A 24448-nucleotide genomic window follows, 5' to 3' on the forward strand; every position below is an offset into this window, starting at 1 on the left:
CGTTCACCGAACAGTTTCGAAATTCTTGCCGCACAATTGGCCTCGGATCAGGCGCTCTCTGCGCCTCCACTCAGCCTTTGCAGCAGACCTTTCTCGACGCCATGCTGAGTCTTTTGAAACCCTCCACGCCGCGCGATCAAGCCTTAACAGTACGCGTACTCGACCGTGGTGATCTGAAACGTTCTGGCTCTTTCCCCAGCACGACAAAAAATCGACTTCATCCGCCAGCTATGTATCGAGCCAACCGGGCATCGGTTCAGGCAAAGGAATGGCGTCGAGCAATGACCGTGTGTAGTCGGATTGCGGTGCGTTGAAAACGCGGCTGCATGGGCCTTCCTCCGCGACTCTGCCTCCCTCCAGTACCATCACCCGGTCGCAAATGGCGCGGATGACCGACAGGTCGTGGCTGATGAAGGCAACCGCGAGACCCATTTCGCGGCTGAGCTCGGCGATAAGGGCGAGCACCTGCGCCTGCGTTGACACATCCAGGCCCGATACGACTTCATCGGCAAGCACGAAATCCGGCTGCATCACTACCGCGCGCGCGATGCCTACCCGTTGACGCTGTCCACCCGATAGTTCGTGCGGGTTCCTGTCGAGCGCTGAAACGGGAAGGCCGACACGTTCGACGATACGCGCCGCTTGCCTGAGGGCATCCTTGGCGTTCGGCGCGAGACCGTGCAGGAGGAGGGGGCCTGTCAAAATCCTGCGAATGGTATGCCGCGGATTAAGGGAGGACATGGGGTCCTGGAAAATCATTTGCATGCGCCGCCTGAGCGGCCGCATGGCGGCTTCATCGAAATTCGTTATGTCCTTGCCATCGAACGTGATGGTGCCGGCGGTTACGTTGATGAGGCGCAACAGAGCGCGCCCCAGCGTCGTCTTGCCCGAACCAGATTCGCCAACGATACCCAGCGTCTCGCCTCTCGCGATCGAAAGGTCGATCCCATGCAGCACCTTCAGGTTGCGGGTTGCGCCATAAGCGACTTCGATATTTTTGGCCGCCAGAAGAACGTCACCCATGACGCGTCGTTCCGCGATCGAAGGCAGCGAGTTCCTCGCGCAGGCCGGTGAAAACAGTCTCCGGCACAGGCGCCAGCGTGCGATCGGGACGATCATAGCGTGGTCCCGCCGCGAGAAGCGCACGCATGTAAGGGTGGCGCGGGTTGGTCAGAATATCCCCGGTGTTGCCGGTTTCCACCACCATGCCGCCATAGAGCAGCATCACACGGTCGCAAATCTGCGCGACCACCCCAAGGTCATGCGTCACGAAGATGACGCTCGTTCCATGTTTTGCCTGCATAGCGCGGATCAGCCGCAGGATTTGCTTTTGCACGGTCACGTCGAGCGCCGTCGTTGGTTCGTCGGCGATCACCAGTTTCGGGTTCATGGCGAAGGCGGCGGCAATGAGGACGCGCTGGCGCATGCCGCCCGACAACTCATGCGGATAGGCCTTCAAGACGCGCTCTGGCTCACGAATGTGAACCTCGTCAAGCAAAGTGAGGGCGCGCTCGCGGGCTGCAGCCGATTTCATTCCTAGCTTGAGCCGCAAACCATCGGTCAACTGGCTTTCTATGCGCCGACCGGGATTGAGGCCTGTCATTGGATCCTGCGGGATCAGCGTTATTTCCGATCCGTGGATTTCCCTGAGTTCACGGGGAGGCAGGCGAAGAAGGTCGCGGCCACCAAAAAGAACTGTGCCGGTGGTGATCCGCACGGTACGCGGCAATACGCCGAGCACCGCCTTGGCTATGGTCGACTTGCCGGCGCCACTTTCGCCGACCAGGCCAAGTACCTCACCAGCCTGCAACTCCAGGGAAACCCCGCGCAGGATCGCCGCGCCGGCATCCCGGTCGCTGACTGCGCCGAGATCTGCGATGGAAAGCACTGGGGCGCTCATCGGCGCATTACCGGATCGAGCACGCGGCGCAACCCATCGCCGAGCTGGTTGAAGGCCAGCACCGTGGCAAAAAGCAAGAGGAGTGGAAACGCCAGTACCCACCAGCCATGGTGAACGATCTGGCGGCCCTGTGCGATCATTCCGCCCCAAGTGGGGGTGTCGGAAGAAACCGAAAGGCCGACAAAGGAAAGAATGGCTTCGACGATCACCGCGATACCCATTTCCAGACTGACAAGTGCAACGAGTACCGGCGCCACATTGGGCAGGATCTCCCGCATCAAAATCGTGAACCGTGGAAAGCCGATTGTTCGGGCGGCCGTCACATAGTCCATAGTTGCCTGCGCGACGGTTTCGGCGCGTACGACGCGGCAAAAACGTGTCCAGTCGATGATGACGATGGCCGCAATGACCGAGTGGACGCCTGACCCGAGGATGGCCACCAGAAGGATCGACAACAGAACGGGCGGGAACGCCATCCAGATGTCGACCAGGCGAGAGACGACCACGTCTATCCAACCGCCGTACCAGCCGGCGACGAGCCCGAGCAAAGTGCCGATGATGGCGGCGAGGCTGGCTGCGACGAAAGCAACCGTAAGGGCGATGCGGCAGCCATAGATGAGGCGGGACAGGACATCACGGCCAAGATCGTCCGTGCCCAGATAGTAACCCGGTTCCGCGCCGGAAAATCCTGCCGGCGGCAATGAGCCGAGCATGAGATCCTGCTCCAGCGGGTCTCTGGGGGCGATCCATGGCGCGAAGAGCGCCATCACGATGAGAAGCAGGATGAAACCGCCGCCAAAGACAACCTTCGGTTCGCGGAGCAAAGCACCAAAATGTTGGCGGCGTTGTCTCGGCTGTTCAGCCGCAGAAACCTCAACCATGCCGAAGCCGCGGATTGAGAGCGACCACGGCGAGGTCGACGAGAATGTTTATGAGGATGAAGATCAGCCCGAAGGCAAGTACCAGACCCTGGATCAGCGGCAGGTCGCGGTTGATCACGGCATCAATCGCCATGTTTCCAACTCCAGGATAAGAGAAGATGCGCTCGACGATAACTGTGCCGCCGATCAGAAAGGTTAGTTGCACGCCGGTCAGCGCAAGCGTGGGACCAACGGCATTGCGCAGCGCCTCCTGCAGGATAAGCCGCCACTCGGACATGCCCTTCAGTCTTGCAAGCAGGACATAGTCCTGCACCATCGCCTCCGACAATGCATCCTTGAGAACCCGTGCGATGATGGCAGCGAGCGGCAGCGCCAGGGCAAGCGTCGGCATGACCATATGAGAAGCCACCTCTGCGAATTTGTCGAAGCGCAGCGTGACAACGCTCTCCAGTAGATAAAACCGCGTAGCAAAATCGGAGGCCGATTGTGGATCAACGCGGCCCGAAAGCGGAAAGACCGGGTAGAGGACACCCAACACGAGAACCAGCGCCAACGCCCAGACAAAATCCGGGACCGCCAGGAAGAGTCCATTGGCCGCGTCGATCACCGATTCACCGACGGTTCGGCGCAGACGCACCCCAATCACCGCGACCGCACCGCCAAGCAAGACGGCGACCAGAAAAGCGGCCATTGCAAGTTCCAAAGTCGCCGGCAGTCTTTCAGCCAGCAGTTCGAGAACGTCGCGGCGCAGCGAGATTGAAGTGCCGAAATCGCCGGATAGAATGCCTTTCAGCCAAATGAAGAACTGGACAGCAATGCTGTCGTCAAGGCCGTAACGGGCACGCAAGGCAACGATGTCGGCCGGGCTGGCGCCCGGCGCGATCATCATGGAGATCGGATCTCCCGGCACCACGCGCAGCAACACGAAGACGATCAGCCCGACGCCAAGAAGTGTCATGGCTGCCATCAGCACCTGTTTGCAAACCCGCGCAAAGCCCATCTACGCACTGACCTTCGTATCGGCTGCTCTGGCTGGCGGATTACGCCTTTGCAACGAGGATGGGCTGCAGCGAGCCCGCCACGCTCGGCGTGACCTTCAGATCAGACTTGTAGACGATTGGCTGCACATATTGCAGCAACGGAATGACGTAGCCGTTCTCCGCGATATATTTCGACACGGCTTTCCACCCGGCGATGCGCTTTTCCTCGTTCTTCTCGCCCCAAAGCGGCGCGATCATGTTGTCGAGATCATCGGTGTTCCACACGGAGTGCGGAGACGGGCCAAACATGGCAAAGCCGGTCGATGTCGTCGGATCGCCGATCGCGTTGCCCCAGTTGTAGAACGCCGCAGGCGCGAGTTGATCGGCAGCGCGAAGCTCGTAATGCTTGGCGATTTCGTAGACTTCGATCTCGGCTTCGATGCCAACCTTGCGCCACATGCCGACGATCGCCTGGATCATCTCGTAGTCTTTTGGCTTGAGACCGCGCGTGGTCTGGATGGTGAATTTCGCTGGCTTGTCGGTCGAGAAGCCGCTGGCGGCCAAAAGTTGTTTGGATTTCTCCGGATCATAACCAACAACAATGGTCGGATCGTAGGCTGCATATTCAGGAGCCTCGAGCGTATCGATCGGCACGCCGTAACCGTGCAGCAGGCGTTCGACGATCGCCTTCTTGTCGATGGCGTGATGGGCGGCGAGGCGCACGTTCTGGTCGAGCATGACATCGACATTGTTGAGGAAGATCATGCCGATATCTGTGATTGGCGTAGTGACGCCGGCCAGGCCCGAAACAGCCTTCAAGCGATCGAACTCTTCGTAGGGAACGTCGATTGTCACATCGGACGATCCGCTTTCGATTTCCGCCACGCGGCTGGTCGCGTCCGGAACGAACTTGAACACCACGGTCTCGAATGCGGGCTTGCCGCCGAAATAATTCGGATTTGCCTTCAGCCGGAGAAACGCGTTGCCTTCGTAGGCGTCGACCATATACGGGCCGGTGCCGATCGGCTTTTTCTCGAAACCCTCGGCGCCCACCTTTTCGTAATAGGCCTTGGGCAGGACATAGCCGGTGAGGAAAGCCATCCATTTGAAGAAGGTCGGCTCGAAGCGCAGCACGTCGCCGGTGATCTTGTTGCCTTCAATCTTGTAGTTGCCGGCGGTCGACCAGATGAACTGGATCGGGTTGCCGGTCTCCTGCTTGGCAGCTCGCTCAAGCGACCATACGACATCCTCGGCGGTGAAGGGTGATCCGTCGTGCCAGGTGACGCCGTCGCGCACTGTCATCCAGACCTTCGTCTTGTCGTCGTTCCAGCCCCATTCGGTCAGCAGACCCGGCTTGAAGGAAAGGTCGGGTGCCTGGCCGATGAACTGGTCGAAAACCGACTGATAAATCGCCTGAATCGTCGGGTTGACCGCGGATGGGCCAACAGTTGGATCAAAGGACGGCAGGTTTACGTTGAATGCAATCGTCAATGCATCGCCGACGGCGGCAGCCGATGCAATGCCTCGACCGGCAAGCAACCCGGCCAGAAATGTACCGGCACCCAGCGCAAGCGTCTCACGTCTTGTAAAATTCGTCATTGGTTCCTCCCTGATCCCTTGCTTCGCCGGTGTTCTTGCCGATGGGACCATCAGCGGCGCCGGTCTGAAGAGATATTTTAATGTTAAAATGGTTTCCGCCGTTTTGCCAAGCGGATTTATATGCAAACGGATATTTTTTACGCCGGTCGCGTAGGCTGAAGCAAAACACGGTCAACAGGCTTGATCCGATCGAAAATGTTGTCCAGCTTCTGGATGGGGCGTTCGGATCGGGTGCCGGATTTGCAGGAATGGGGGAGCCATAACAATATGAGCGACGCTGATTACATTGTCGTTGGCAGCGGCATCAACGCGCTTGTCGCCGCCGCTATGCTCGGCCGCAAAGGCCGCAAGGTTCTGGTACTGGAACGCAACGACAGGCTCGGTGGCTGCCTGCGTACCGAAGAAATTACGGCACCCGGCTTTGTCCATGATGTGATGGCAACGACCGTCGTCCTGTTTCTTCTCTCGCCGGCCTATGCAGCGCTCGGCAAAGATCTGCATGCGCGCGGCCTCGAGATCGCTACCACCGATACGCCGACCGCCGTTCTGCTGCCCGATGGCCGGGCGGCGGTGTTCTCAACTGAACGGGCGCGCAATATCGCCTTGTTCGATGGTCTGGCCGCGGGCGACGGCGGGCGCTTTGCCAAGGTGATGGAGGGCATGGGTGCCGATGCGCCGTTTGTTTTCTCGCTGCTCGGTGGTTCTCTCTGGTCCGGCGGCATGCTGAAAACAGTCCTGAAGGAGACCTGGCGGCGGGGGCCGCGCGCCATGGCGTCCTTCTTCGGCGAGGCGCTGGAGACGGCGCGGGCTCATCTCGAAACCACCTACCGGTCGGAGGTGACGCAAGCGCTATGGGCGCCGTGGGTCCTGCATACCGGACTTGGTCCTGAAAGCGCCTATTCGGCGCAAATGGCCAAGGTGATTGCATTTGCTGTTGAGGCCGCCGGCTGTCCGATCGTGAAGGGAGGGACCCAGAATCTGGTTGCCGCTTTCAAGCGCCTCATCGAAGACCAGCATGGCATGGTGAAGACAGGCGCGGATGTCGAGGCGATCGTGCTTGATGGCGGCGGCGCCGCAAAAGGCGTGCGGCTTTCCGACGGCACGACGCTACACGCAGCCAAGGGTGTCATCTGCTCGGTTACGCCGAACCAGCTCTATAATCGATTGCTTGCCGGCAAGCAGCTTCCTTCCGCCGTCACGGATGGCGTCACCGCCTATCGTTATGGCAAGGGCAACATGCAGATACACTACGCGCTGTCACAGCCGCCCCGATGGAAGGCGGATGGTCTCGACAAGGTCGCGCTCATCCATATGACCCCTGGTCTCGACGGCGTCTCACGCGCCTCCAACGAGGCTGAGCGTGGCATGCTGCCCGCCATTTCGACGATCTGCGTCGGTCAACCGACAGCGCTCGATCCGGGACGCGCTCCGGAAGGCAAGGCGATCCTGTGGCTGCAACTGCCTGAAGTGCCGCGTTTGCTTAAAGGTGACGCGGCGGGCTTGATCGAAACGCCTAAGGACGGTCGCTGGACCGAGCCTGTCAGGGAAAAATTCGCCGACCGCATCGAGGATATTCTTGCGACCAATATCGAAGGCTTCCGCGAAACCGTGCTGGCGCGTCGCAGCTACTCACCGGCTGATCTTGAAGCGCTGAATGTCAACCTTGTAGGTGGCGACCCCTATGGTGGCTATTGCGGCATTGACCAGTTCTTTCTCTGGCGTCCGCTCAAGAATTCGGTCAACCATCGGACGCATGTTCCGGGGCTTTACCACATTGGCGCATCCACCCATCCCGGGCCGGGATTGGGCGGCGGCTCCGGTTTCCTGCTAGGCTCCTCGCTCAAGTAGACATTGCTTTATGCGGGTTACTTGCCGGCCAATTTCCGGCCGAGCAGGTAGCCCGATCCTGCCCCTGTGCCGGCGCCCGGCCATGTCGAAGCGCCGCAGAGATAGAGCTTTTCTATCGGCGTCCTGTAGCGGGACCAGCCTGCAACAGGCCTGAACATGAAGTTCTGATCGAGCCGGTGGCTGCCCGACAAATTGTCACCGCCGATGAGGTTCGGGTTTTCGCGTTCGAGATCCACAGGAGAGAACACCGCTCGCCCGAGAATCTTGGAGCGAACCCCCGGCGCGTAGGTATCGAGCAGATCGAGAACCCGTTCCGCATAAGCATCCTTGGCTTCGTCCCATGAACGCGCTGCGATGGTTCCAGCAGCATCGCCGAGAATCTCCGCCGGGACCACCCGCACCTGCACCCAGAGCACATGCTTACCCGCCGGAGCGCGACTTGCGTCGACCGCTGTGGGCTGGCCGACAACCAGCACAGGTTCCCGTGGCAGCAATCCACCCGTAGCTTCCGCATAAGTTCGTGCCATGAGGCCCATCTCGGGCGCAAGATGCACGTAGGCGAAGCGTTGGAGATCTTCACCAGCCTTCCAGTCCGGCAGACTGTCCAGTGCGAGATGAAGCATCATCGTTCCGGGGCCAGCGCGAAAGCCGGCAATTCTGGTGTCGAAGGATGCGCGGTCTGGGTCATCGGGCAGGAGTTTGCCAAAGACAAGCTGCGGATGCGCATTGGCGACAACGGCGCGGCTTGCCGGCAAAACGCGGCCATCGGCAAGCCTAACGCCCGTCGCGCGTTTACGGTCGGTTTCAATTCGTTCGACCGCCGTACCGAGGATGATCTCGCCGCCCTTCGCCTTGAGAAGCGAACTCATCGCGCGAATGATCGTATCGGCTCCGCCCTTGCCAATGACCATTCCGAAAGCCTGGTTCGCCATCGATTCCAGATAGGGGAACAGCGCGCCGCCCGCCGTGTCGGGCGCGAAATCCAGATGCAAGCCCCATGCGGCCATCATGGCCTTCACCTTGGCGCTCTCAAAATGCGCGTCAAGGAAATCGCGAGGTGTGGCGAGCAGCATGCGCGCCATGTCGTAGACTCCGCCGGTGCCCAAAGCACGCCAGGCATTCCAGGCAACCCTTGCGGTTTTCAGCGAAGGCATCTCGGCACCGAGCAGGCCGAAAATATGTGGCGCCTGTACGCCGAATTTGGCGAACATCGTCCGCCACGCCTCGGCATCCTTCGGCGACATGGCTGCAATGCGTGATGCGGTCTCTTCCAGGCTCGCGCTGACGCCCAACCAGCCGCCATCGGGAAAGGCAGACGCAAACGTATCCGACGCCGGCGCCAGTTCCAGTCCATGTGCGACCAGTTCGTCCTTGTAGTCGGCAAAAAAGGCGGACCCTGCGAACATGGAAAGATTCATGGCGCAAAGGTCGTGACGGAAGCCAGGCAACGTCACCTCGCGGGTCTTGACCGCGCCGCCGGCCTCGACGGCCTGCTCGATGACCGCAACTTTCCAGCCGCGCGAGGCAAGGTGTATGGCCGCAGCGAGGCCATTGTGGCCTGCACCTACGACAATCGCTTCATACATGAGCCCCTCCGTCCGGTTTTCATTTGCCCATTCCCGCAGGCATCGAACGTGTTCGCCGCCGTCCCGGTGCGAATGCTCGCGGGAACAAGCTTTCCATAAAAAAACTTTTAAGTCTAAAGTAATTTCAGGCCTTCGAAGCCAGACCGCTCCAGGCGAGAAAACGAGAGGGAGGGACCAGTGCGCTTTTCGATATCTTGTGCGGCGGCAGGTCTTTTGCGGCTTTGCCATTCCTCTCGGCGGCCCAGGCTGGCGGCCTGCCCTGCATGCGAGGACTGGTAGCCGGTTGCGGCGGCGTACTCCGAGAACTGCAGACAGGCAGACTCGTTGGATGTCCGCTACTGGCCAAGTATTTTGCTAAGCCGTCAGGCTGCTTGCGGCCCATTGCTGCCGTTGCCCATGGGCGCTCCCTAGCTTTGGGCCAACCTCTCATGGGATTGGTCAATGCTCACGTCTCTGGCACGAGTTCCGGAGAACGGCGAGTCCATCCAATGCTCGCGAAGGCGATTGCACCCCCGATGCCAAGCACGATGGCAACGGAAAGAGCGGACCAGGTCCCAACACGTGCCATGAGGATGGAGAAAATGAACGGCGCGAGTGCGGAGACGATCAACCTGATGGCGGAGATGCGGCCAAGCAGTGCTCCGTAGCCTTCAGAGCCAAACAGGGCCAGGGGAAGGGAACCCTGGACGATGCTGGTCAATCCTGACCCCAGTCCGAAGAGGATGGCAAAGGCGACACCGCCGGCAAACCAAGGGGCAGTGGTTAGCAGCACCATCAGTCCTGTGACCAAAAACATCGCTGAGACGACTGCCAGTATCAGTGGCGAAAGCCCGCGTCCGACAAGCATGTTAACGAAGCGGCTGAAAACCTGGGATGGCCCAAACAGCGTCCCCACCAGAACTGCACTTGCTCCGAGCCCGACTGCAGTGAGTAGCGGAACCATGTGTACGAGCAAGGCGGAGAGGACAAAGCCTTCGAGAGCGAAACCAAGCCCCATCAGTGTGAAAGTTCTCCGCCGATCTGGTGCGCTGATGCTCCCCTCGATTGCCGCCGCGCTTTCTGATTTCGCCAGCCCTTGCCTCGATCTGTCCGCCTTCATGGCTCTCGCCAGCCAAAAATGAACAGGCAGGCAGACAACCAAGTTTAGCGCGGCAAACGCCAGATACACCTCACGCCACGTCAGATGTTTGTGAAGCTCGGAGGTAATCGGCCAGAACAAGGTGGATGCGAACCCGGCGATCAGGGTCAGATGGGTGATGCTCCTCTGCGCTGTCTGGGGGGTGATCTGCACCAGTGCCGCGAAGGCGGCGTTGTAGAGGACAAATGCGGACGCGATCTCCATGACGACCATTCCCGCAATGAAGGGAATGCGCCCTGGAGCCCACGCACACAAAATCAGAGCGCATGCGGCTACAAGGGATCCAAGGGCCATCATGGGGCCTGCGCCATGTTGATCGATCCGACGACCAATCGACGGAGCCGCTAAACCGCCAACAAGCAGCGAGGCTGAAAAGATGCCGAACACCCATTCCTGCGGCCAGTCGAAGTCCTTGGCCATTCCAGGAGCAAGGATGCTGAAGCTGTAATAGAGGGTGCCGTATCCAATAATCTGGGTTAGGCCCAGGCCCCAGATGACCATGCTGCGACGATGTTCAATTGAAACAGCCGATGACATATTTCGTCTTTCTGGCATTATCGAAGTTTCAGGTAAAAATTAAGCTGCGTCGTCCCGTTTTTGGGTGGCCGCATCAGCGCAGCATTCGTCGACCAGGAACCCAAGCAATCCGTTCATGGCAGCGTAGTTGGCCCTGCAGATCAGCGTCGTCGCCTGCCGTTCCTGCGTGACCAGTCCAGTGGCGATCAGTCGATGTAAATGATGGGAAAGCGTCGATGCGGCGATGCCGATCCTGTCTTGCAGATGTCCAACGGCAAGACCTTCTTCGCCGGCACGGACGAGCGCCCGGTACACCCGCAAGCGAGTCTGATTGCCGAGCGCCTCAAGCTGATTGGCTGCTGTTTCGATGTTCATGGAAGTAGGCTAGGCGCAGCAGTTCACCCCGTCAATTCATACTTCGATAGTTATCGAAATATGACAGGTTCATGAATGCGTCCAACCTTATTGAAAGTCATGCCGCAAATGCTGCAATGACAGATGGTTGAGCGGAGGTGGAGAAGGAATGGGCAATAAGCAGGGGGCGAAGGCTCGTTCTGGGGTGGCCGCGTTTGGGGGCGGAGCCATTATCGGCACTCTGGGCGGGTTGATTGGATTGGGAGGTGCTGAATTCAGACTGCCTCTTCTCATAGGTCTGTTTCGCTTCGCTCCTCTCGAGGCGATCATCCTGAACAAAGCAATGAGCCTTGTGGTCGTCGCTTCAGCCTTGCCGTTCCGTATGCAGGCCGTACCTGCCGCGGACATTCTTCAACATTGGGGAGTAATCGCCAATCTGTTGGCCGGGAGCATTGTGGGCGCGTGGTTCGGAGCCGGATGGGCGACAAGGCTGAGCTCAGAAAGGCTGAGCTCAGAAACGCTTTTCAGGATTATCGCCGTTCTTCTTGTTCTGATTGCTGGAGTCCTCCTGATCGGCCACGGCCAAGGCCACGGCGCGCCTGCTCTTTCAGACGGTTATCTGGTGGTCGCAGGCGTATTCGCAGGTTTCCTGATTGGCGTCGTCGCCTCGCTCCTTGGCGTAGCGGGCGGCGAATTGCTGATACCAACGCTGATCTTGCTTTTTGGTGCCGACATTAAATTGGCTGGAAGTCTGTCGCTGGCAGTCAGCCTTCCGACCATGACTGCCGGATTTGCCCGCTACAGCAGGGATCAGAGTTTTTCGGTCCTTAAACGCAACCAGGCGTTTCTGGTGATTATGGCCGTGGGTTCAATCGTTGGCAGCTTCATCGGTGGGAGGTTGCTTGGCATTGTCCCCAGCGCCCTGCTTTTGCCGATGCTTTCGCTGATCCTGGTCATTTCTGCGGTGAAGGTTTGGCAACATCGCTGACCTCCATCATCAATCTCGGGGGCTCAGATGGCCTTCAGCCTGACCCGTGCCTCGAGTTTCTCGGCGTCCTCTTTTCGCTCACTGTAGCGACTGGTCAGGTAGCCGGAGACATCCCGGGTGAGCAGCGTGAATTTTACCAATTCTTCCATGACGTCCACCACGCGATCGTAATAGGACGATGGCTTCATGCGGCCAGCCTCATCGAATTCCTGATAGGCCTTGGCCACAGAGGACTGGTTGGGGATGGTGATCATGCGCATCCAACGGCCGAGGATCCGCATCTGGCTGACCGCGTTGAAAGACTGCGATCCTCCAGACACTTGCATGACCGCAAGCGTACGCCCCTGCGTCGGCCTGATCGACCCAACAGCGAGCGGGATCCAGTCAATCTGGGACTTCATGACACCACTCATTGCGCCGTGTCGTTCCGGGCTAGTCCAGACTTGGCCTTCCGACCAAAGTGATAGGTCACGAAGCTCTTTGACCTTCGGATGATCCGTAGGTGCGCCGTCGGGCAAGGGAAGGCCCGTCGGGTCGAAGATACGCGTTTCTGCTCCGAAGTGTTCGAGCAGACGAGCCGCTTCCTGTGTGAGAAAACGGCTGTAGGAACGGTCTCGCAGTGAGCCATACAGTAGCAGAATGCGTGGCCTGTGAGTGGAGGAGGGGGCGGACAGGCGGGCAGGGTCGGGAAGCTGGAGCGCTTCCCCTATGATGTTTGGCACGTCACGCAACTCGGTTTCCTTCGGCATCGATCAGCACTTCACCGTCTTCCTTGTAGAAAGGTCCCTTTTGAGGAAGCGGCAGGATTTCAAGAACGACCTCGGACGGGCGGCTGAGGCGTACGCCCCAGGGGGTCACAACGAATGGGCGATTGATCAGGATCGGGCTCTCCAGCATGGCATCCAGCAGCTGGTCGTCGGTCAGTGCCGGATCATCCAGGCCCAAATCCGCAAACGGCGTTCCCTTCTGCCTGATGGCTTCGCGTACCGTCAGGCCTGCCTTGGCAATTAGATCCTGGAGGACGGTACGCGTCGGCGGCGATTTCAGGTACTCGATCAATGTTGGCTCGATGCCAGCATTGCGTATCAATGCCAACGTATTGCGCGACGTGCCGCAAGCGGGGTTGTGATAGATGGTGACGTCCATCATGCAGTCCTTTCAGTTTCTTTTGTTGCAGTGACCGCCGAGCCGCGCTCGTACCAGCCCTTGCTGCGGTTCACGATCCAGACGACGGACAGCATCACGGGGACTTCGACCAAGACGCCGACGACGGTCGCCAGTGCTGCTCCTGAGCTGAAGCCAAACAGGCTGATCGCCGCGGCTACGGCCAGCTCGAAGAAGTTGGATGCCCCAATCAATGCGGAGGGACCCGCGACGCAATGCTGTTCACCAGAAATGCGGTTGAGCAGGTAGGCCAGCCCGGAAGTGAAATAGACCTGGATCAGGATCGGAACGGCCAGCAGCGCGATGATCGTGGGCTGGGCGATGATCTGTTCGCCCTGAAAGCCAAACAGCAGCACCAACGTCGCAAGCAATGCCACAAGGGACAGCGGCTGGAGCTTGTGGAGAATGCGGTCGAGCGCCTTTTGTCCTCCAGAAGCAAGTAGCCGGCGTCGTACCACCTGCGCGATGATCACGGGAATAACGATGTAGAGCACCACTGACAGGACGAGCGTGCCCCACGGAACGGTGATCGCGGAAAGGCCGAGGAGCAGTCCGACGATTGGGGCAAAGGCCACAACCATGATGGCATCATTGAGCGCCACTTGTGACAGCGTGAAATGAGGTTCACCCTTGGTCAGGTTCGACCATACGAAAACCATGGCAGTGCAGGGGGCCGCGGCCAGGATGATCAAGCCTGCAATGTAGGAATCGATCTGGTCAACGGGCAGATAGGGCCGAAACAGCCAGCCAATGAAAAGCCACCCCAGCAGGGCCATGGAGAACGGTTTCACAGCCCAATTGATGAAGAGGGTCACGCCGATACCGCGCCAGTGCCGCCCGACCTCGCCCATGGCAGCGAAGTCGATCTTCAGGAGCATTGGGATGATCATCAGCCAGATCAGAACGGCGACGGGGACGTTGACCTTGGCAATTTCTGCACCTCCGATGGCCTGGAACAGGCCCGGCATCAGATGGCCCAAGGCGATACCCGCGACAATGCAAAGCGCAACCCAGAGGGTCAGGTAGCGTTCAAATGTCGACATGGCTCAGGCTGCGTCCGTGCTCTTTGAAGTAGACCGTTCCAAGCGGCCAATCACTTGGAGGTGGTGGTGGACCTGCACCTTCCTTGCGGTCATTGGACAGTATCCGTTGGTTCACAGAATGAGGGGGTGAGGGCAGGTGCGCAAATGGCGGGGTTGCCCGCGCAGCAATCCTCCATCAGGAAGCGGATCAGGCCGCTCAACGCCTGGAATTCAGCTGAATAGACGATCGACCGTGCATCCCTACGGGCAGCAACCAGACCGCCACGTTCAAGTTCCTTCAGATGGAATGAAACGTTTGAGGCCGACACCCCAGCGGCTTCTGCAATGTTACCTGCGGGCATGCCTTGCGGCCCCGCTCTTACCAGCAGCCTTACAATCTTGAGCCGCGTTTCCTGGGACATTGCCCCAAACGCAATCAGCGCTTGACGTTCATCCATATTTCAACAATCCTAAAAGTGTCAAAATTACTGATAACGCAGATGCTCGCGCCTGACAACCGCGAATTTGAACGGGTCATTGAGACGGCTTTTGATGGGATCGCGATTGGCGGGCTGCTCGGCTTCCTTGCAGAGCATCAGGAGAAGCGGCTTTGGCGTCGGTTCGCAGCTGAGCCCCAACGGCCAAGCCTAATTTGGGTCCCGCACCACCATCGCGCTTCTCCGCTGGCCTTCACCCTCTGGATCTTTGCTAGATCGGCCTCCTAATTTTCAAGGTTGGTCCGAGAGAACCAGCACGGCAGCGACCGTGACAGGCGAGCGGCCATTTGGAGCTTCGTCGCTACAGGGCATAGATCGTTGGCGACGCGCCCGAGTTCATCTCAGACGTGGTGCCTCAATCGAATGAGCCAATAGAAGCCGATCGCCATCGATTTGACCGGCTTCCACGTTCCAGAGAGCTGGCGAGGTTATTCATTGGCTCTTTTCGATCGAGTGGATCATCCCTCGCAATTCTGCCATTGCCTTGACAAGTCCGATAGGCGTGTATCCCGGTACGAAATCCGCTCTTTCCTGATCGTAGAGGATTCGACAGGCGTGGTCTGCGCGGTAGGGGATCTCCCAGTCGGCAATGCCCTGCCTGCGCCTGCGTGCCTCCTCCGCCATCAGAAGCGCGAGAACATCGTGGAGGTCGAATGCTCCTAAGCCGCCCAGATGCTCAGCCTCGGTGAAGCTTCCGAATTCGTCTCGGAAGCGTATGCGCCGGGGATGGGCATAAAAGATGCGCGGACCGAACCTGTCGATGAAATCCGTCAGCGCATTGTCGCGCCTGCTGGCGAGCGATCCTGAGCAGAATATCATGCCTGCGCGCGGAGATGATACGCCTTCAAAGATTTTCCTGAAATCCTCCAGGGTGCTTGCGATGCGTGGCAGTCCGCACAATGGGATCGGAGGATCGTCGGGATGGATAGCGAACACCGCTCCCTCCGCCTCGCAGGTGCGCGCCACTTCACCGAGAAAATCGATCAGGTTTTGCCGATAGGCTTCCGTTCCCATTTTCTGATAGGCACCGAGCAATGAATGGAATTCGCCGCTGCGATACTGTCCGGGGCCGCCTGGCAGGCCGCGCGTAAGCATGGACAACAATTTCTGCCACCGCTGCGCTGGTGTTTCGAGATGGCGCCGGCGGGCCGCCGCGGCGATTTCCGGAACGATCTCCTCCTCAGCGCCGGGCCGCTTAAGCAGATGGATGTCGAAAACCGCAAAATCGACCGCATCGAAGCCCAACGCCTCGGCTCCGCTTTCAAGGCTTGTGTCCAGCCCGGTCCGAACCCAATCGAGCAGTGGCATCACGGTGAAGTTGATACGGCGTACGCCCGCTTGCGCCAACCGCCGTACTGTCTCCTGAAAATTGGCGGTCAGCCTCGCAGTACCCTGGCGGCCCAACTTGATGTCGTCGTGAATGGCGATGCCGCCGAGCGTATCCCATTCGAGCGGTGTGTGCCCTGCGGGAGCCGTCTGGACAAGTTTCTTCAACTCGTCGATAGCATCTGCCTCCCACAGGCATCCAGGGGGCAGTTGGGACAGGCTGGCTTCGATGCTGGTCGCACCCGACTGGCGTATCCAGTCGATCGTCATCGGATCTTGTGGACCGAACCACCGCCATGTTGCGCGCATTGAGTTGTTTCCTTCTTTACTGATACTGAAATGAATTTTTGGACCACTGAAAGAAAAAATTTCACCATGGCGCGTACGCCCGAAGTAATTCCTCCCGAGGCTCCATGCTGAGCCTGCGCGAAATACTGGATTGGGAAATCCTCTCCGGCCACACGGTCATAGCCGGCACAGGCTCTTTGGCCGTCGATGTACGGTCGGTTACCGTTATCGACGCTCCTGATGCGGTGAACTGGGTAAAGCCGCACGAATTCGTCGTGACCAGCACCTACCCGGTCCAGCAAAGCCCGGATGCGCTCGTTGTCTTGATCGAACAGCTTGCAGCGCGCAATGCCGCAGGTCTTGGCGTCAAGCTGACGAGGTACCTGCGCGAATTTCCCGACAACGCGTACCGCCGTGCCGAGGAGCTTGGATTTCCTATCATTTCCCTGCCCGGGCCGCTGGCGTGGAGCGATCTCATCGGAAGGGTATTTTCCCATGGCGGTCAGCAACAGGGCAAGGAAGCGGCTTACCTCAGCGCCATCTACCGCGCATTTTCGCAGCATCAGTCGGGCATTGGCTCGCTGCGCGAGCTGTTCGAACTGGTGGCTGGCTTTATCAAGCTGCCGCTGGTCCTTGCCTTTGAAAATGAAGCGGGTTTGCAGCTCGAAAGTCGGGGGGTCGCGGCTGCAGAGGCCGAAATGCTGGCGGAAGCCCTCATCGAGGGGGCGGTGACTGGTGCCCAGCCGGACGACATACCTCTGCGCATGACGGTCGCTGGCACAAAGGTCGCGGTGGCGCGTTCGGGAATGGGGGCGGACGGCGGCGGCATGGTAGCTGTCGTCGAGCGCGACCAGAGCGCTTCCGAGCCCGATCTCGAGTGCTTGCGCCTCTCCGTACATCTGCTGCAGACGCTGGTAGACGCAAACGCCGGCACGCGCGCCAATCTTGCGAGCAACGCGAAACTGCTCAGCGATCTGCTTGATCCGATGCTTTCGCGCGAAGCCAGGAATGTGCTCATTGCCAAGGCCCTGCCGCCGGCAAATGGATGGCATGCGGTGGTTGCCCGCATTTTTGATGCCGATACGCTCGATGCCGCACTGTTCAGGCTGCGCCTGCGCCAGTTTTCGCGGCGCCACAAGGCATTGTTGCTCGAGGAAGAAGATGGCAGCGAGTACGTTATTGCCGTGCCGGTTCCAGGAGCCGATCCCCGTTCCTACGAGGCTGTGCTGCGAGAACTGCATCAGGTTTTCGAGCGGCAACTCGAACACGCTCGTGGCCTTCGCTATGGTCTTGGTCAGTCGGGACCGGCGGACCTGTCCGAGGTGGCTGTCCTGCGGCGTGAGGCCAAGCAAGCAATGACTTTCGGCATCAGGCTGAACGGCTTCAATCGCATCAGCCGGCATGAGGACATGTTGCTGCTGCGGCTGCTCGCCCATCCCTCTGTCATCGAGGAAAGCCGCCCTGGCTTCCTGCGACTGCTCGATCCGCTGCTGGCCATGGGCGAGCAGGGGGCGACGCTCATGGAGACGCTGAAGGTATGGCTGCGGGAAGATGAAAGCATGCCTCGCACCGCGGAGCTTCTGGGCCTGCATGTCAACACGGTTCGCCAGAGGCTGGAGCGATGTCGTTCGGCGCTCGGGCTGACCGATTTCAGGACCGATACGCGGCTTCGCCTTTACGTGGCACTGCAGCTTCTTCCTATGCTGACGAACGCAGAGGGCTGAAGCAGAAGCCTTTCTGCTAGCCCTCCGCGCTGTGTTCATTGGACGATGTTTTTCAGCATTCCGATGCCCGAGATCTCGACCTCGATCCGGTCGCCAGACTGCATTGGGCTCACGCCCGAAGGGGTTCCGGTGATGATGACGTCGCCCGGCTCCAGCGTCATGATCGAGCTGACGAACTCGATGATGAAGGACGTCGAGAAAATCATGTCAGCCGTGGTCGAGTCCTGCCTGACTACCCCGTTCTGGAGGAGACGGATGCTCTGGTCATCAGGGTTCAGATCCGTTTCGATCCATGGTCCCATGGGCTTGTAGGTATCAAACGACTTGGCCCGCGTGAACTGCTTGTCCTTGAGCTGGAGGTTACGGTTCGAAACGTCGTTGGCGCAGGTGTACCCCAAAACGACCGATGCCGCCTCGGCTGCCGGAACGTTGCGGGCACGTTTCTTGATAACAATCGCAAGCTCGGCCTCGAACTCGACGCGCTGCTCGTGGTTGTCCAGAACGATTGCCTCGCCGGGGCCGATGATCGCCTGCGGCGAGCACATGAACAGCAGTGGTTCGTCGGGGAGCGGCAGACCGGATTCACGTGCGTGCAGGACATAGTTGAGCCCGACGCAGACTAGTTTACCAGGCTTCACCGGAGCAAGAAGCTTGACCCCAGCAAGCGGTAGGACATCCGCCGACGGCACAATCTCGCCGAAGGGACCGTCGGGCAGGGTGCGCACCCCTTCGTTGTCGAGCAGGCCCCAATGCTCGGCGTTGTTTTGGGCAAAGCGTACGATCTTCATGACTATGTCCTGTGTGGGTCAGTGCTTGTCGTAGTGTCCATTCAGCCAGCGGATGGACTGCGCCATTGCCGCTTCGGCGTCGGGAACCTGGAAATGCTCAGCGGTGGTCCAGCCGTCGTAGCCGATCGCGTCGAGATCGTTCAGGGCGGCGGCGATATCCCAGCCGCCATGGCCAACGGCCCGGCGGTCGCTGTCGCAGACATGGTAGTGCCAGAGCAGGTCGCCAGCCTCCCGGAGGCTGTCGCGGTGCACTTCCCCTTCGATGGTGATGTGGGCCAGATCGAGCATCAGGCCGATGTTCGCCCGCTCAAGGTCGCGCACAAAACGCACGGCTTCGGCCGTACCCATCAGGAAGTTTGCATATTGATGGTTGACGGGCTCCAGAACGATGCGGGTATCGGGGCGCGCGTCCGCGGCCGCCTGCATCCCCTCGACGACCCACGCTTCGGTCTGGCCGCGCGCGATCCCGTCGAGATAGCGACCGCGCATGCGCCCGACATTGACCATGGCACCGAAGCGTGCCGCCAAGTCCATGGCGGCGATCATTCGTTCCAGCGTCTCGGCCCGGCGTGCCGGATCGGGATCGGCAAGGGAGAGCTTGTCCTCACCGTAGACCTCACCAGTGCAGATGGCCGGCATGGCGAGGCCCGCATCTGCAAGCTGACGCTCGATCAAGCCATGATCGAGGGCGCGCGGATCGCGCACGAGGAGTTCGACACCGTCATAACCCAGTTCGCGGATTCGGGCGAAACAGGCCGAAGCGTCGCCCTGTATTGCGGTGACCTGTGCCGGCGTCACCTCCGGAGTGGCGTACATGTAGGCGAGCTTCATTGCATGAAACTCAAGTCGTTGCGCTTGACCATCTCCGCATGAATCACTTCCTTACGCAGCACGCTGACATTGGGAATGGCGAACTCCTGTATCTGGAAATACTCGGCCTTGCCTTGTTCGCCGCGCGCGATGCGCATCACTAGATCGACCAGTTCCTCCCCGACCTGGCGCAGCGATTTCGTGCCTTCCAGGATGTCGCCTGCGCTGATGTCGATGTCGTCGGGCATCTCGCGGAAGACGCGGTTGTTGGAGCTTACCTTCAGAACGGGGGCAATGGCCGAACCCGAAGGCGTGCCCTTTCCGGTGGTGAAGAGCACCATGTGGGCGCCACCGATGATCTTGCCGGTCACTGACGAAATGTCGTAGCCGGGCGTATCCATGATGATGACACCCTTCTCATGAGGTTGCTGGCCGTAGTCGACCACCTCTGTGATCGGGCGGGTGCCGGCCTTGTAAATGCAGCCGAGTGATTTCTCCTCGATCGTCGTCAGCCCACCCTCTATGTTTCCGGGCGAGATGAACACGCCGCTGTCGTCCTCGGTGGTCATCGACAGCTCGATCTCGTAGGCCTTGATGCGGCGCATGAGTTCGTCGCGCACCTCGGGCGTCTTGCAGCGGCGATAAAGGACGCTTTCGGCGCCGACCATTTCGGTGAGCTCCGAGAGGATGACCGTGCCACCTGCGTCGACGATGATGTCGGCGGCCTCGCCCACGGCGGGGTTGGCCGTGAGCCCAGAGAAGGCATCTGAAGAGCCACATTCGAGTGCAATGATGAGTTCAGAAAGATCGCCTTCGTCCGTCGGCTGCGCCGCCAATTCGGCCTTCATGTGTTCCACGATCGTTACACCGGCGTCGGAGGTCGTGCGCGAACCGCCGGCTTTCTGAACGACCAGGCGCTCGACCGGTCGCCCCGATGCGTTGATGGCGTCGAACACTTTCGAACCGGATGCCGTTTCGCAGCCGAGGCTTACCACCAGCACCGCACCGACATTCGGGTGCAGGCCGTGGCCGATAAAGGCCTCTTCTGTGGTCCGGTTCTCCTCCGCATCAAAGGTACAGCCATAGGGATGCATGAATGTCGCGGCGCCGGTGCGGTTGGAAATGTCCATCGCGACACGGTTGACGCAGGCCACTGTAGGAATGACCAGCACATGGTTTCGGATGCCGATGCGGCCGTCTGGCCGTCGATAGCCTTGGAACTTCATAACAGTGCTCCTCTCAGCCTATGAATGGCGCCGGGCCTTCACGCCCCAGCAGTTGTGCGTGTGAACATGACCACCCTCGGCTATGTCCGTTGTCGCTTCGCCGATGACCTCGCCGTATTTCAGGATTTGCTCGTGTTCCTGAATCGGCCGGATTGCCAGCTTGTGGCCCGCCGGCATGTCGTTGCGTGCGATGATCTCGCGGGTTTTCCCCTGTCCGGTGATCAAGACGGCATCGCCGGCCGCAACCGCTCCGGTCAGCGTCGCGACATGATCCTGCGCGCGGATAAGAATTGCCGTTACGGGCATCTCAGGACATCTCCATTGAAGCTTCGTTGAAAAGGGTCGGAATCGCAGCCAGAAGCTGCTTGGTGTAGTCGTGACGCGGGGAGGACAGTACCTGCGATCCTGTTCCGGTCTCGACGATCTTGCCGTGCTGCATCACCGCGATGCGATCACACATTCGCGCTGCGACCCTGAGGTCGTGGGTGATGAAGAGCATGGCGAAATCGAGTTTCTTTTGAAGTTCCTCGAACAGGTCGAGCACCTGCGCCTGAACCGAAACATCGAGCGCCGACACGGGTTCATCCGCGACGATGAGCACTGGGTCCATCGCCAGCGCTCTGGCGATGCCGACGCGTTGGCGTTGTCCGCCGGAAAACTCATGCGGATAGCGGTTGGCTGCATCTGGCTTGATGCTGACAAGTTCAAGCAGTTCGCGGGCACGGCGCCAGGCTGCATCGCGTGGAACGCCCTGCGTCATGGGACCGATGGCGATGGACTGCCCGATGCTCATCTTCGGATTGAGCGACGAGAAGGGGTCCTGGAAGATCATCTGCACACGTCCACCACGATGGCCCTTGACCGCGCGGTGACGGTTCAGCTCCTCGTCGGCAAAGACGAGGCTGCCTTCGTCAGGTGCTTCCAGCCCGACCACGCAGCGTCCCAGTGTGGATTTGCCGGAGCCGGATTCGCCGACGATCCCGAGTGTCGAGCCCCGCTCGAGCGTGAAGCTGACACCCTTCAGGGCTTCCAACTTGCGTGGCGCCTTGAACAGCCCAGACGTCAGGAAGTAGGTTCGCTCGAGGTCTTTGACTTCAAGAAGTGGCCTGGCCGAATTCTCAGCGCGAGGCGCGGCCGTTCCGGTGGGAATGGCCCCGATGAGCTGGCGGGTGTAGCCGGAGGCGGGGTTGCTCAACACCTCGCGCGCCGGACCCTGTTCCTCGATGCGGCCATTGCGCATGACGATCACATCGTCGGCGATCTCGGAGACCACGCCGAAATCATGGGTGATGAAGAGCACGCCCGTTCCGCGCCGCTCGCGCAACGAAGCGATCAGCTTGAGGATCTGCGCCTGGGTTGTGACATCCAGCGCGGTGGTCGGCTCGTCGCAGATCAGCAGGCGCGGTTCCAGCATCATCGCGCAGGCAATCACCACGCGCTGACGCTGCCCGCCCGAGAGACGGAAAGGGTAGCTCTCATAGAGCTCTTGCACCCTTGGCAGCCCAACGTCACTCAAGGCGACAAGGGCACGGCGGCGACGTTCGGCAGCGGACAGGGATAAGTGGACTTCCAGCACCTCTTCCAGCTGTGCCCCAATCTTCATCAGCGGGTTCAAGGCGGCCATCGGCTCCTGGAAGACCATGCCGATCTCGCGTCCGCGCAAGGCGCGCATGCCCGCCTCGTCGAGTTTGAGAAGATCGAGGTCGCCGAAATGGATCGATCCGGCTTTCGCCTCCAGGTGCGGACGTGGCAGCAGACCCATGATGGCATCGGCAATGGTGGATTTGCCGGAGCCGGACTCGCCCACAATGCAGACGGTGCGGCCCGGCATGAGGTTGAAGGATGCCCCTGAGACTGCGAGTTCTCGGTCCGAGCCCTTGGGCAGCGAGATGTCGAGTCCCTGGACTCTGAGCAATGGAGTGGCGTCGGTCGACATGGCCTTCACCTGTTGCGCGAATGGATATTGAGAGCGTCATTGAGCGCTTCGCCCAATACGTTCAGGACTAGGACGGTTATGGCGATGGCAAGCCCCGGGAAGGTTGCCATCCACCATGCCTGGCGCAGAACCGTACGCGAAGCGCCGATCATGAAGCCCCAGCTCATCTGGTTGGGATCACCAAGGCCGAGGAAGCTGAGGCTCGACTCCAGCAGGATGGCGGTCGCCACCATCAGAGAGCCCATGACGATGATGGGAGACGCCACGTTGGGCAGAATCTGCCGGAACATGATGGCGAGCGCGCTTTGGCCCTGAAGCTTGGCCGCCAGCACGAAATCCCGGCTGCGTAGTGACAGGAATTCCGCACGCACGAGGCGCGCTACTGGCGGCCAGGAGACGATACCGATCGCCATGACGATAGAGCCCACGGAAGGTTGCAGGACGGCGACAAGAACTAGCGCCAGCGCGAAGCTTGGCACCACCTGGAATATCTCGGTGAAGCGCATCAGCGCGCTGTCGACGTGGCCGCCGCCATAGCCGGCGATTGCGCCTATGACGACACCAATGAAGACCGAAACAACCGTCGAGACCAGCCCGATCAGGAGCGAGACCCGGCCGCCCCACACCAGGCCCGCGAGAATGTCGCGGCCGGTGGTGTCGGTTCCCAGCGGAAAACGCATTTCCGACATTGGGGGAAGGAAGGGCCGGCCGCCCATTGCCCATGGCCCGCGCGGGAAAAGCAGGGGCGCAAGCAACGATATGGCAACGATGACGAAGATGATAATCAGGCCGACCCACACTTCCGTGCGGGTGAACATGCGGCGGAGAACGGAGTTCGCGATCACAGTGCAATCCTCGGATCGATCACGGTGTAGATGAGGTCCGTGATGATGTTGAAGACGATGGCCAGCGCCGCTGCGACCAGGAAAGCGCCAAGCAGCAGGTTGTAGTCGCGTTGCAGCAGCGCATCGAACATCAGCCTGCCGATGCCGGGCCAGGCGAAGACGGTTTCGGTCATGATCGCGCCACCGACCATGTTGCCGGCCTGCAGCCCAGCAAGCGTCACCACCGGCAAAAGCGCGTTGCGCAAGACGTGGCGGAACTGGATCCGCGTTTCGCCGACACCTTTTGCGCGTGCGGTCTTGACGAAAGCCATCTGCGCCATCGCCATCATGTTGGCGCGGGTCATGCGAGTGTAGACCGCGATGTAGAAGAAGGAGAGTGCAAGCGTCGGCAAGATGAGATGCTTGGCGACATCCAGTGCGGCGGCCATGCCGGTAAGGTTGGCGCCGACGGAGCTGTAGCCGAATGCCGGCAGCCAGCCGAGCTGAATCGAAAAGACCAAAACCGCCATCAATGCCAGCCAGTACATGGGCGCGGCGTAGAAGATCAGCGCGGCGAAGCCGATCGCCCGGTCCACCAAGCCGCCGGGTCGGCGGCTGGCGAGCACGCCCAACCCCACCCCGACAACCAGCGAAAACACGAAGGCGCAGACAGTCAGCAACAGAGTTGCGGGCAATCGGTCAGCAATCAGTTGCGCAACCGTTTCCTGCTGGCGGTAGGAAAAGCCGAGGTCGAGCGTGGCAATGCGCGAGATGTAGGTCCACCACTGCACGAGAAGTGGTTGATCCAGCCCGTACTGGATCCGCAATGCGTCCAGGAACCGCTTGTCGACCGCGCCTGCTTCGCCCGCCATCACGGCGACGGGGTCGCCCGGTGCGGCGCGGATCAACAGGAAATTCAGGGTGGCTATGACAAAGAGCGCAACCACGCCCTGCACGATGCGCCCCAGCAGAAATCTCAGACGGTTCACACTCTTCGCCCCTGAACAAAACCTCATGGCAGCCCGGGCATCCGGGCTGCCAGTTGACGCTGTT

23 protein-coding genes are annotated in these 24448 nt (G+C 60.0%); 3 read left to right on the forward strand and 20 right to left on the reverse strand.

What is annotated here, in order from left to right; genetic code table 11:
* Nucleotides 1–228: 228 nt before the first annotated feature.
* The 5 genes from AC1DLV_RS21465 to AC1DLV_RS21485 are packed head-to-tail and all read right to left on the reverse strand — an operon-like array spanning nucleotide 229 to nucleotide 5360.
* Nucleotides 229–1023: an ATP-binding cassette domain-containing protein gene (locus AC1DLV_RS21465; protein WP_476801900.1), complete on the reverse strand. Its 795-nt coding sequence runs from the start codon at nucleotides 1021–1023 to the stop codon at nucleotides 229–231.
* On the reverse strand, nucleotides 1016–1900 hold the full coding sequence (locus AC1DLV_RS21470; protein WP_476801899.1) for an ABC transporter ATP-binding protein: 885 nt from the start codon (nucleotides 1898–1900) through the stop codon (nucleotides 1016–1018). The genes AC1DLV_RS21465 and AC1DLV_RS21470 overlap by 8 nt, the downstream gene beginning before the upstream one ends.
* Nucleotides 1897–2781 (reverse strand): ABC transporter permease, encoded by an 885-nt coding sequence (locus AC1DLV_RS21475; RefSeq protein ID WP_476801898.1) that lies wholly within the window; start codon nucleotides 2779–2781, stop codon nucleotides 1897–1899. The genes AC1DLV_RS21470 and AC1DLV_RS21475 overlap by 4 nt, the downstream gene beginning before the upstream one ends.
* Nucleotides 2774–3781, reverse strand: a complete 1008-nt coding sequence (locus AC1DLV_RS21480; protein WP_476801897.1) for an ABC transporter permease — start codon at nucleotides 3779–3781, stop codon at nucleotides 2774–2776. The genes AC1DLV_RS21475 and AC1DLV_RS21480 overlap by 8 nt, the downstream gene beginning before the upstream one ends.
* Nucleotides 3782–3821: 40 nt before the next feature.
* A complete protein-coding gene (locus AC1DLV_RS21485) occupies nucleotides 3822–5360 on the reverse strand; it encodes an ABC transporter substrate-binding protein (protein ID WP_476801896.1) in 1539 nt (512 codons plus the stop codon).
* A gap of 267 nt (nucleotides 5361–5627) precedes the next feature.
* Here AC1DLV_RS21485 and AC1DLV_RS21490 point away from each other — a divergent pair, with 267 nt between their 5' ends.
* On the forward strand, nucleotides 5628–7208 hold the full coding sequence (locus AC1DLV_RS21490) for a phytoene desaturase family protein (protein ID WP_476801895.1): 1581 nt from the start codon (nucleotides 5628–5630) through the stop codon (nucleotides 7206–7208).
* A gap of 17 nt (nucleotides 7209–7225) precedes the next feature.
* Here AC1DLV_RS21490 and AC1DLV_RS21495 read toward each other — a convergent pair whose 3' ends face one another.
* From AC1DLV_RS21495 to AC1DLV_RS21505, 3 genes are all read right to left on the reverse strand, one after another.
* Nucleotides 7226–8794, reverse strand: a complete 1569-nt coding sequence (locus tag AC1DLV_RS21495) for a phytoene desaturase family protein (protein WP_476801998.1) — start codon at nucleotides 8792–8794, stop codon at nucleotides 7226–7228.
* A gap of 445 nt (nucleotides 8795–9239) precedes the next feature.
* A complete protein-coding gene (arsK, locus tag AC1DLV_RS21500) occupies nucleotides 9240–10469 on the reverse strand; it encodes an arsenite efflux MFS transporter ArsK (protein WP_476801894.1) in 1230 nt (409 codons plus the stop codon).
* Between the two features lie 39 nt (nucleotides 10470–10508).
* Nucleotides 10509–10823 (reverse strand): ArsR/SmtB family transcription factor, encoded by a 315-nt coding sequence (locus AC1DLV_RS21505; RefSeq protein ID WP_476801893.1) that lies wholly within the window; start codon nucleotides 10821–10823, stop codon nucleotides 10509–10511.
* 148 nt (nucleotides 10824–10971) lie between these two features.
* Between AC1DLV_RS21505 and AC1DLV_RS21510 the strand changes: the two genes are divergently transcribed.
* Nucleotides 10972–11790, forward strand: coding sequence for a sulfite exporter TauE/SafE family protein (locus tag AC1DLV_RS21510; protein ID WP_476801892.1), 819 nt, complete (start codon nucleotides 10972–10974; stop codon nucleotides 11788–11790).
* 23 nt (nucleotides 11791–11813) lie between these two features.
* Here AC1DLV_RS21510 and arsH read toward each other — a convergent pair whose 3' ends face one another.
* The 5 genes from arsH to uxuA form a co-directional block, all read right to left on the reverse strand.
* On the reverse strand, nucleotides 11814–12539 hold the full coding sequence (gene arsH / locus AC1DLV_RS21515) for an arsenical resistance protein ArsH (protein ID WP_476801891.1): 726 nt from the start codon (nucleotides 12537–12539) through the stop codon (nucleotides 11814–11816).
* Nucleotides 12514–12936 carry an arsenate reductase (glutaredoxin) gene (gene arsC / locus AC1DLV_RS21520; protein ID WP_476801890.1) on the reverse strand — a complete coding sequence of 141 codons (423 nt, stop codon included), beginning with the start codon at nucleotides 12934–12936 and terminating at the stop codon, nucleotides 12514–12516. Before arsC ends, arsH begins: the two co-directional genes overlap by 26 nt.
* Nucleotides 12936–13997, reverse strand: a complete 1062-nt coding sequence (arsB, locus tag AC1DLV_RS21525) for an ACR3 family arsenite efflux transporter (protein ID WP_476801889.1) — start codon at nucleotides 13995–13997, stop codon at nucleotides 12936–12938. The genes arsC and arsB overlap by 1 nt, the downstream gene beginning before the upstream one ends.
* 89 nt (nucleotides 13998–14086) lie before the next feature.
* Complete coding sequence (locus AC1DLV_RS21530; RefSeq protein WP_476801888.1) at nucleotides 14087–14434, reverse strand: ArsR/SmtB family transcription factor; 348 nt, start codon at nucleotides 14432–14434, stop codon at nucleotides 14087–14089.
* 471 nt (nucleotides 14435–14905) lie between these two features.
* A complete protein-coding gene (gene uxuA, locus AC1DLV_RS21535; protein WP_476801887.1) occupies nucleotides 14906–16108 on the reverse strand; it encodes a mannonate dehydratase in 1203 nt (400 codons plus the stop codon).
* A 104-nt stretch (nucleotides 16109–16212) separates the two neighbouring features.
* Between uxuA and AC1DLV_RS21540 the strand changes: the two genes are divergently transcribed.
* Complete coding sequence (locus AC1DLV_RS21540; protein WP_476801886.1) at nucleotides 16213–17811, forward strand: PucR family transcriptional regulator; 1599 nt, start codon at nucleotides 16213–16215, stop codon at nucleotides 17809–17811.
* Between the two features lie 35 nt (nucleotides 17812–17846).
* Here the strand turns inward: AC1DLV_RS21540 and AC1DLV_RS21545 are convergent, their stop codons facing one another.
* The 7 genes from AC1DLV_RS21545 to AC1DLV_RS21575 are packed head-to-tail and all read right to left on the reverse strand — an operon-like array spanning nucleotide 17847 to nucleotide 24384.
* Nucleotides 17847–18599 carry a fumarylacetoacetate hydrolase family protein gene (locus AC1DLV_RS21545; protein ID WP_476801885.1) on the reverse strand — a complete coding sequence of 251 codons (753 nt, stop codon included), beginning with the start codon at nucleotides 18597–18599 and terminating at the stop codon, nucleotides 17847–17849.
* Nucleotides 18600–18617: 18 nt separating this feature from the next.
* Complete coding sequence (locus AC1DLV_RS21550) at nucleotides 18618–19430, reverse strand: sugar phosphate isomerase/epimerase family protein (protein ID WP_476801884.1); 813 nt, start codon at nucleotides 19428–19430, stop codon at nucleotides 18618–18620.
* Nucleotides 19427–20635, reverse strand: coding sequence for a UxaA family hydrolase (locus AC1DLV_RS21555; protein WP_476801883.1), 1209 nt, complete (start codon nucleotides 20633–20635; stop codon nucleotides 19427–19429). The genes AC1DLV_RS21550 and AC1DLV_RS21555 overlap by 4 nt, the downstream gene beginning before the upstream one ends.
* An 18-nt stretch (nucleotides 20636–20653) precedes the next feature.
* Nucleotides 20654–20941, reverse strand: coding sequence for a UxaA family hydrolase (locus tag AC1DLV_RS21560; RefSeq protein ID WP_476801882.1), 288 nt, complete (start codon nucleotides 20939–20941; stop codon nucleotides 20654–20656).
* A 1-nt stretch (nucleotide 20942) separates the two neighbouring features.
* On the reverse strand, nucleotides 20943–22571 hold the full coding sequence (locus AC1DLV_RS21565) for a dipeptide ABC transporter ATP-binding protein (RefSeq protein ID WP_476801881.1): 1629 nt from the start codon (nucleotides 22569–22571) through the stop codon (nucleotides 20943–20945).
* A 5-nt stretch (nucleotides 22572–22576) separates the two neighbouring features.
* Nucleotides 22577–23389 (reverse strand): ABC transporter permease, encoded by an 813-nt coding sequence (locus AC1DLV_RS21570; protein ID WP_476801997.1) that lies wholly within the window; start codon nucleotides 23387–23389, stop codon nucleotides 22577–22579.
* Nucleotides 23390–23412: 23 nt separating this feature from the next.
* A complete protein-coding gene (locus AC1DLV_RS21575; RefSeq protein WP_476801880.1) occupies nucleotides 23413–24384 on the reverse strand; it encodes an ABC transporter permease in 972 nt (323 codons plus the stop codon).
* Nucleotides 24385–24448: the final 64 nt, after the last annotated feature.

This window comes from Aminobacter sp. 01T433 (genome assembly GCF_056398585.1).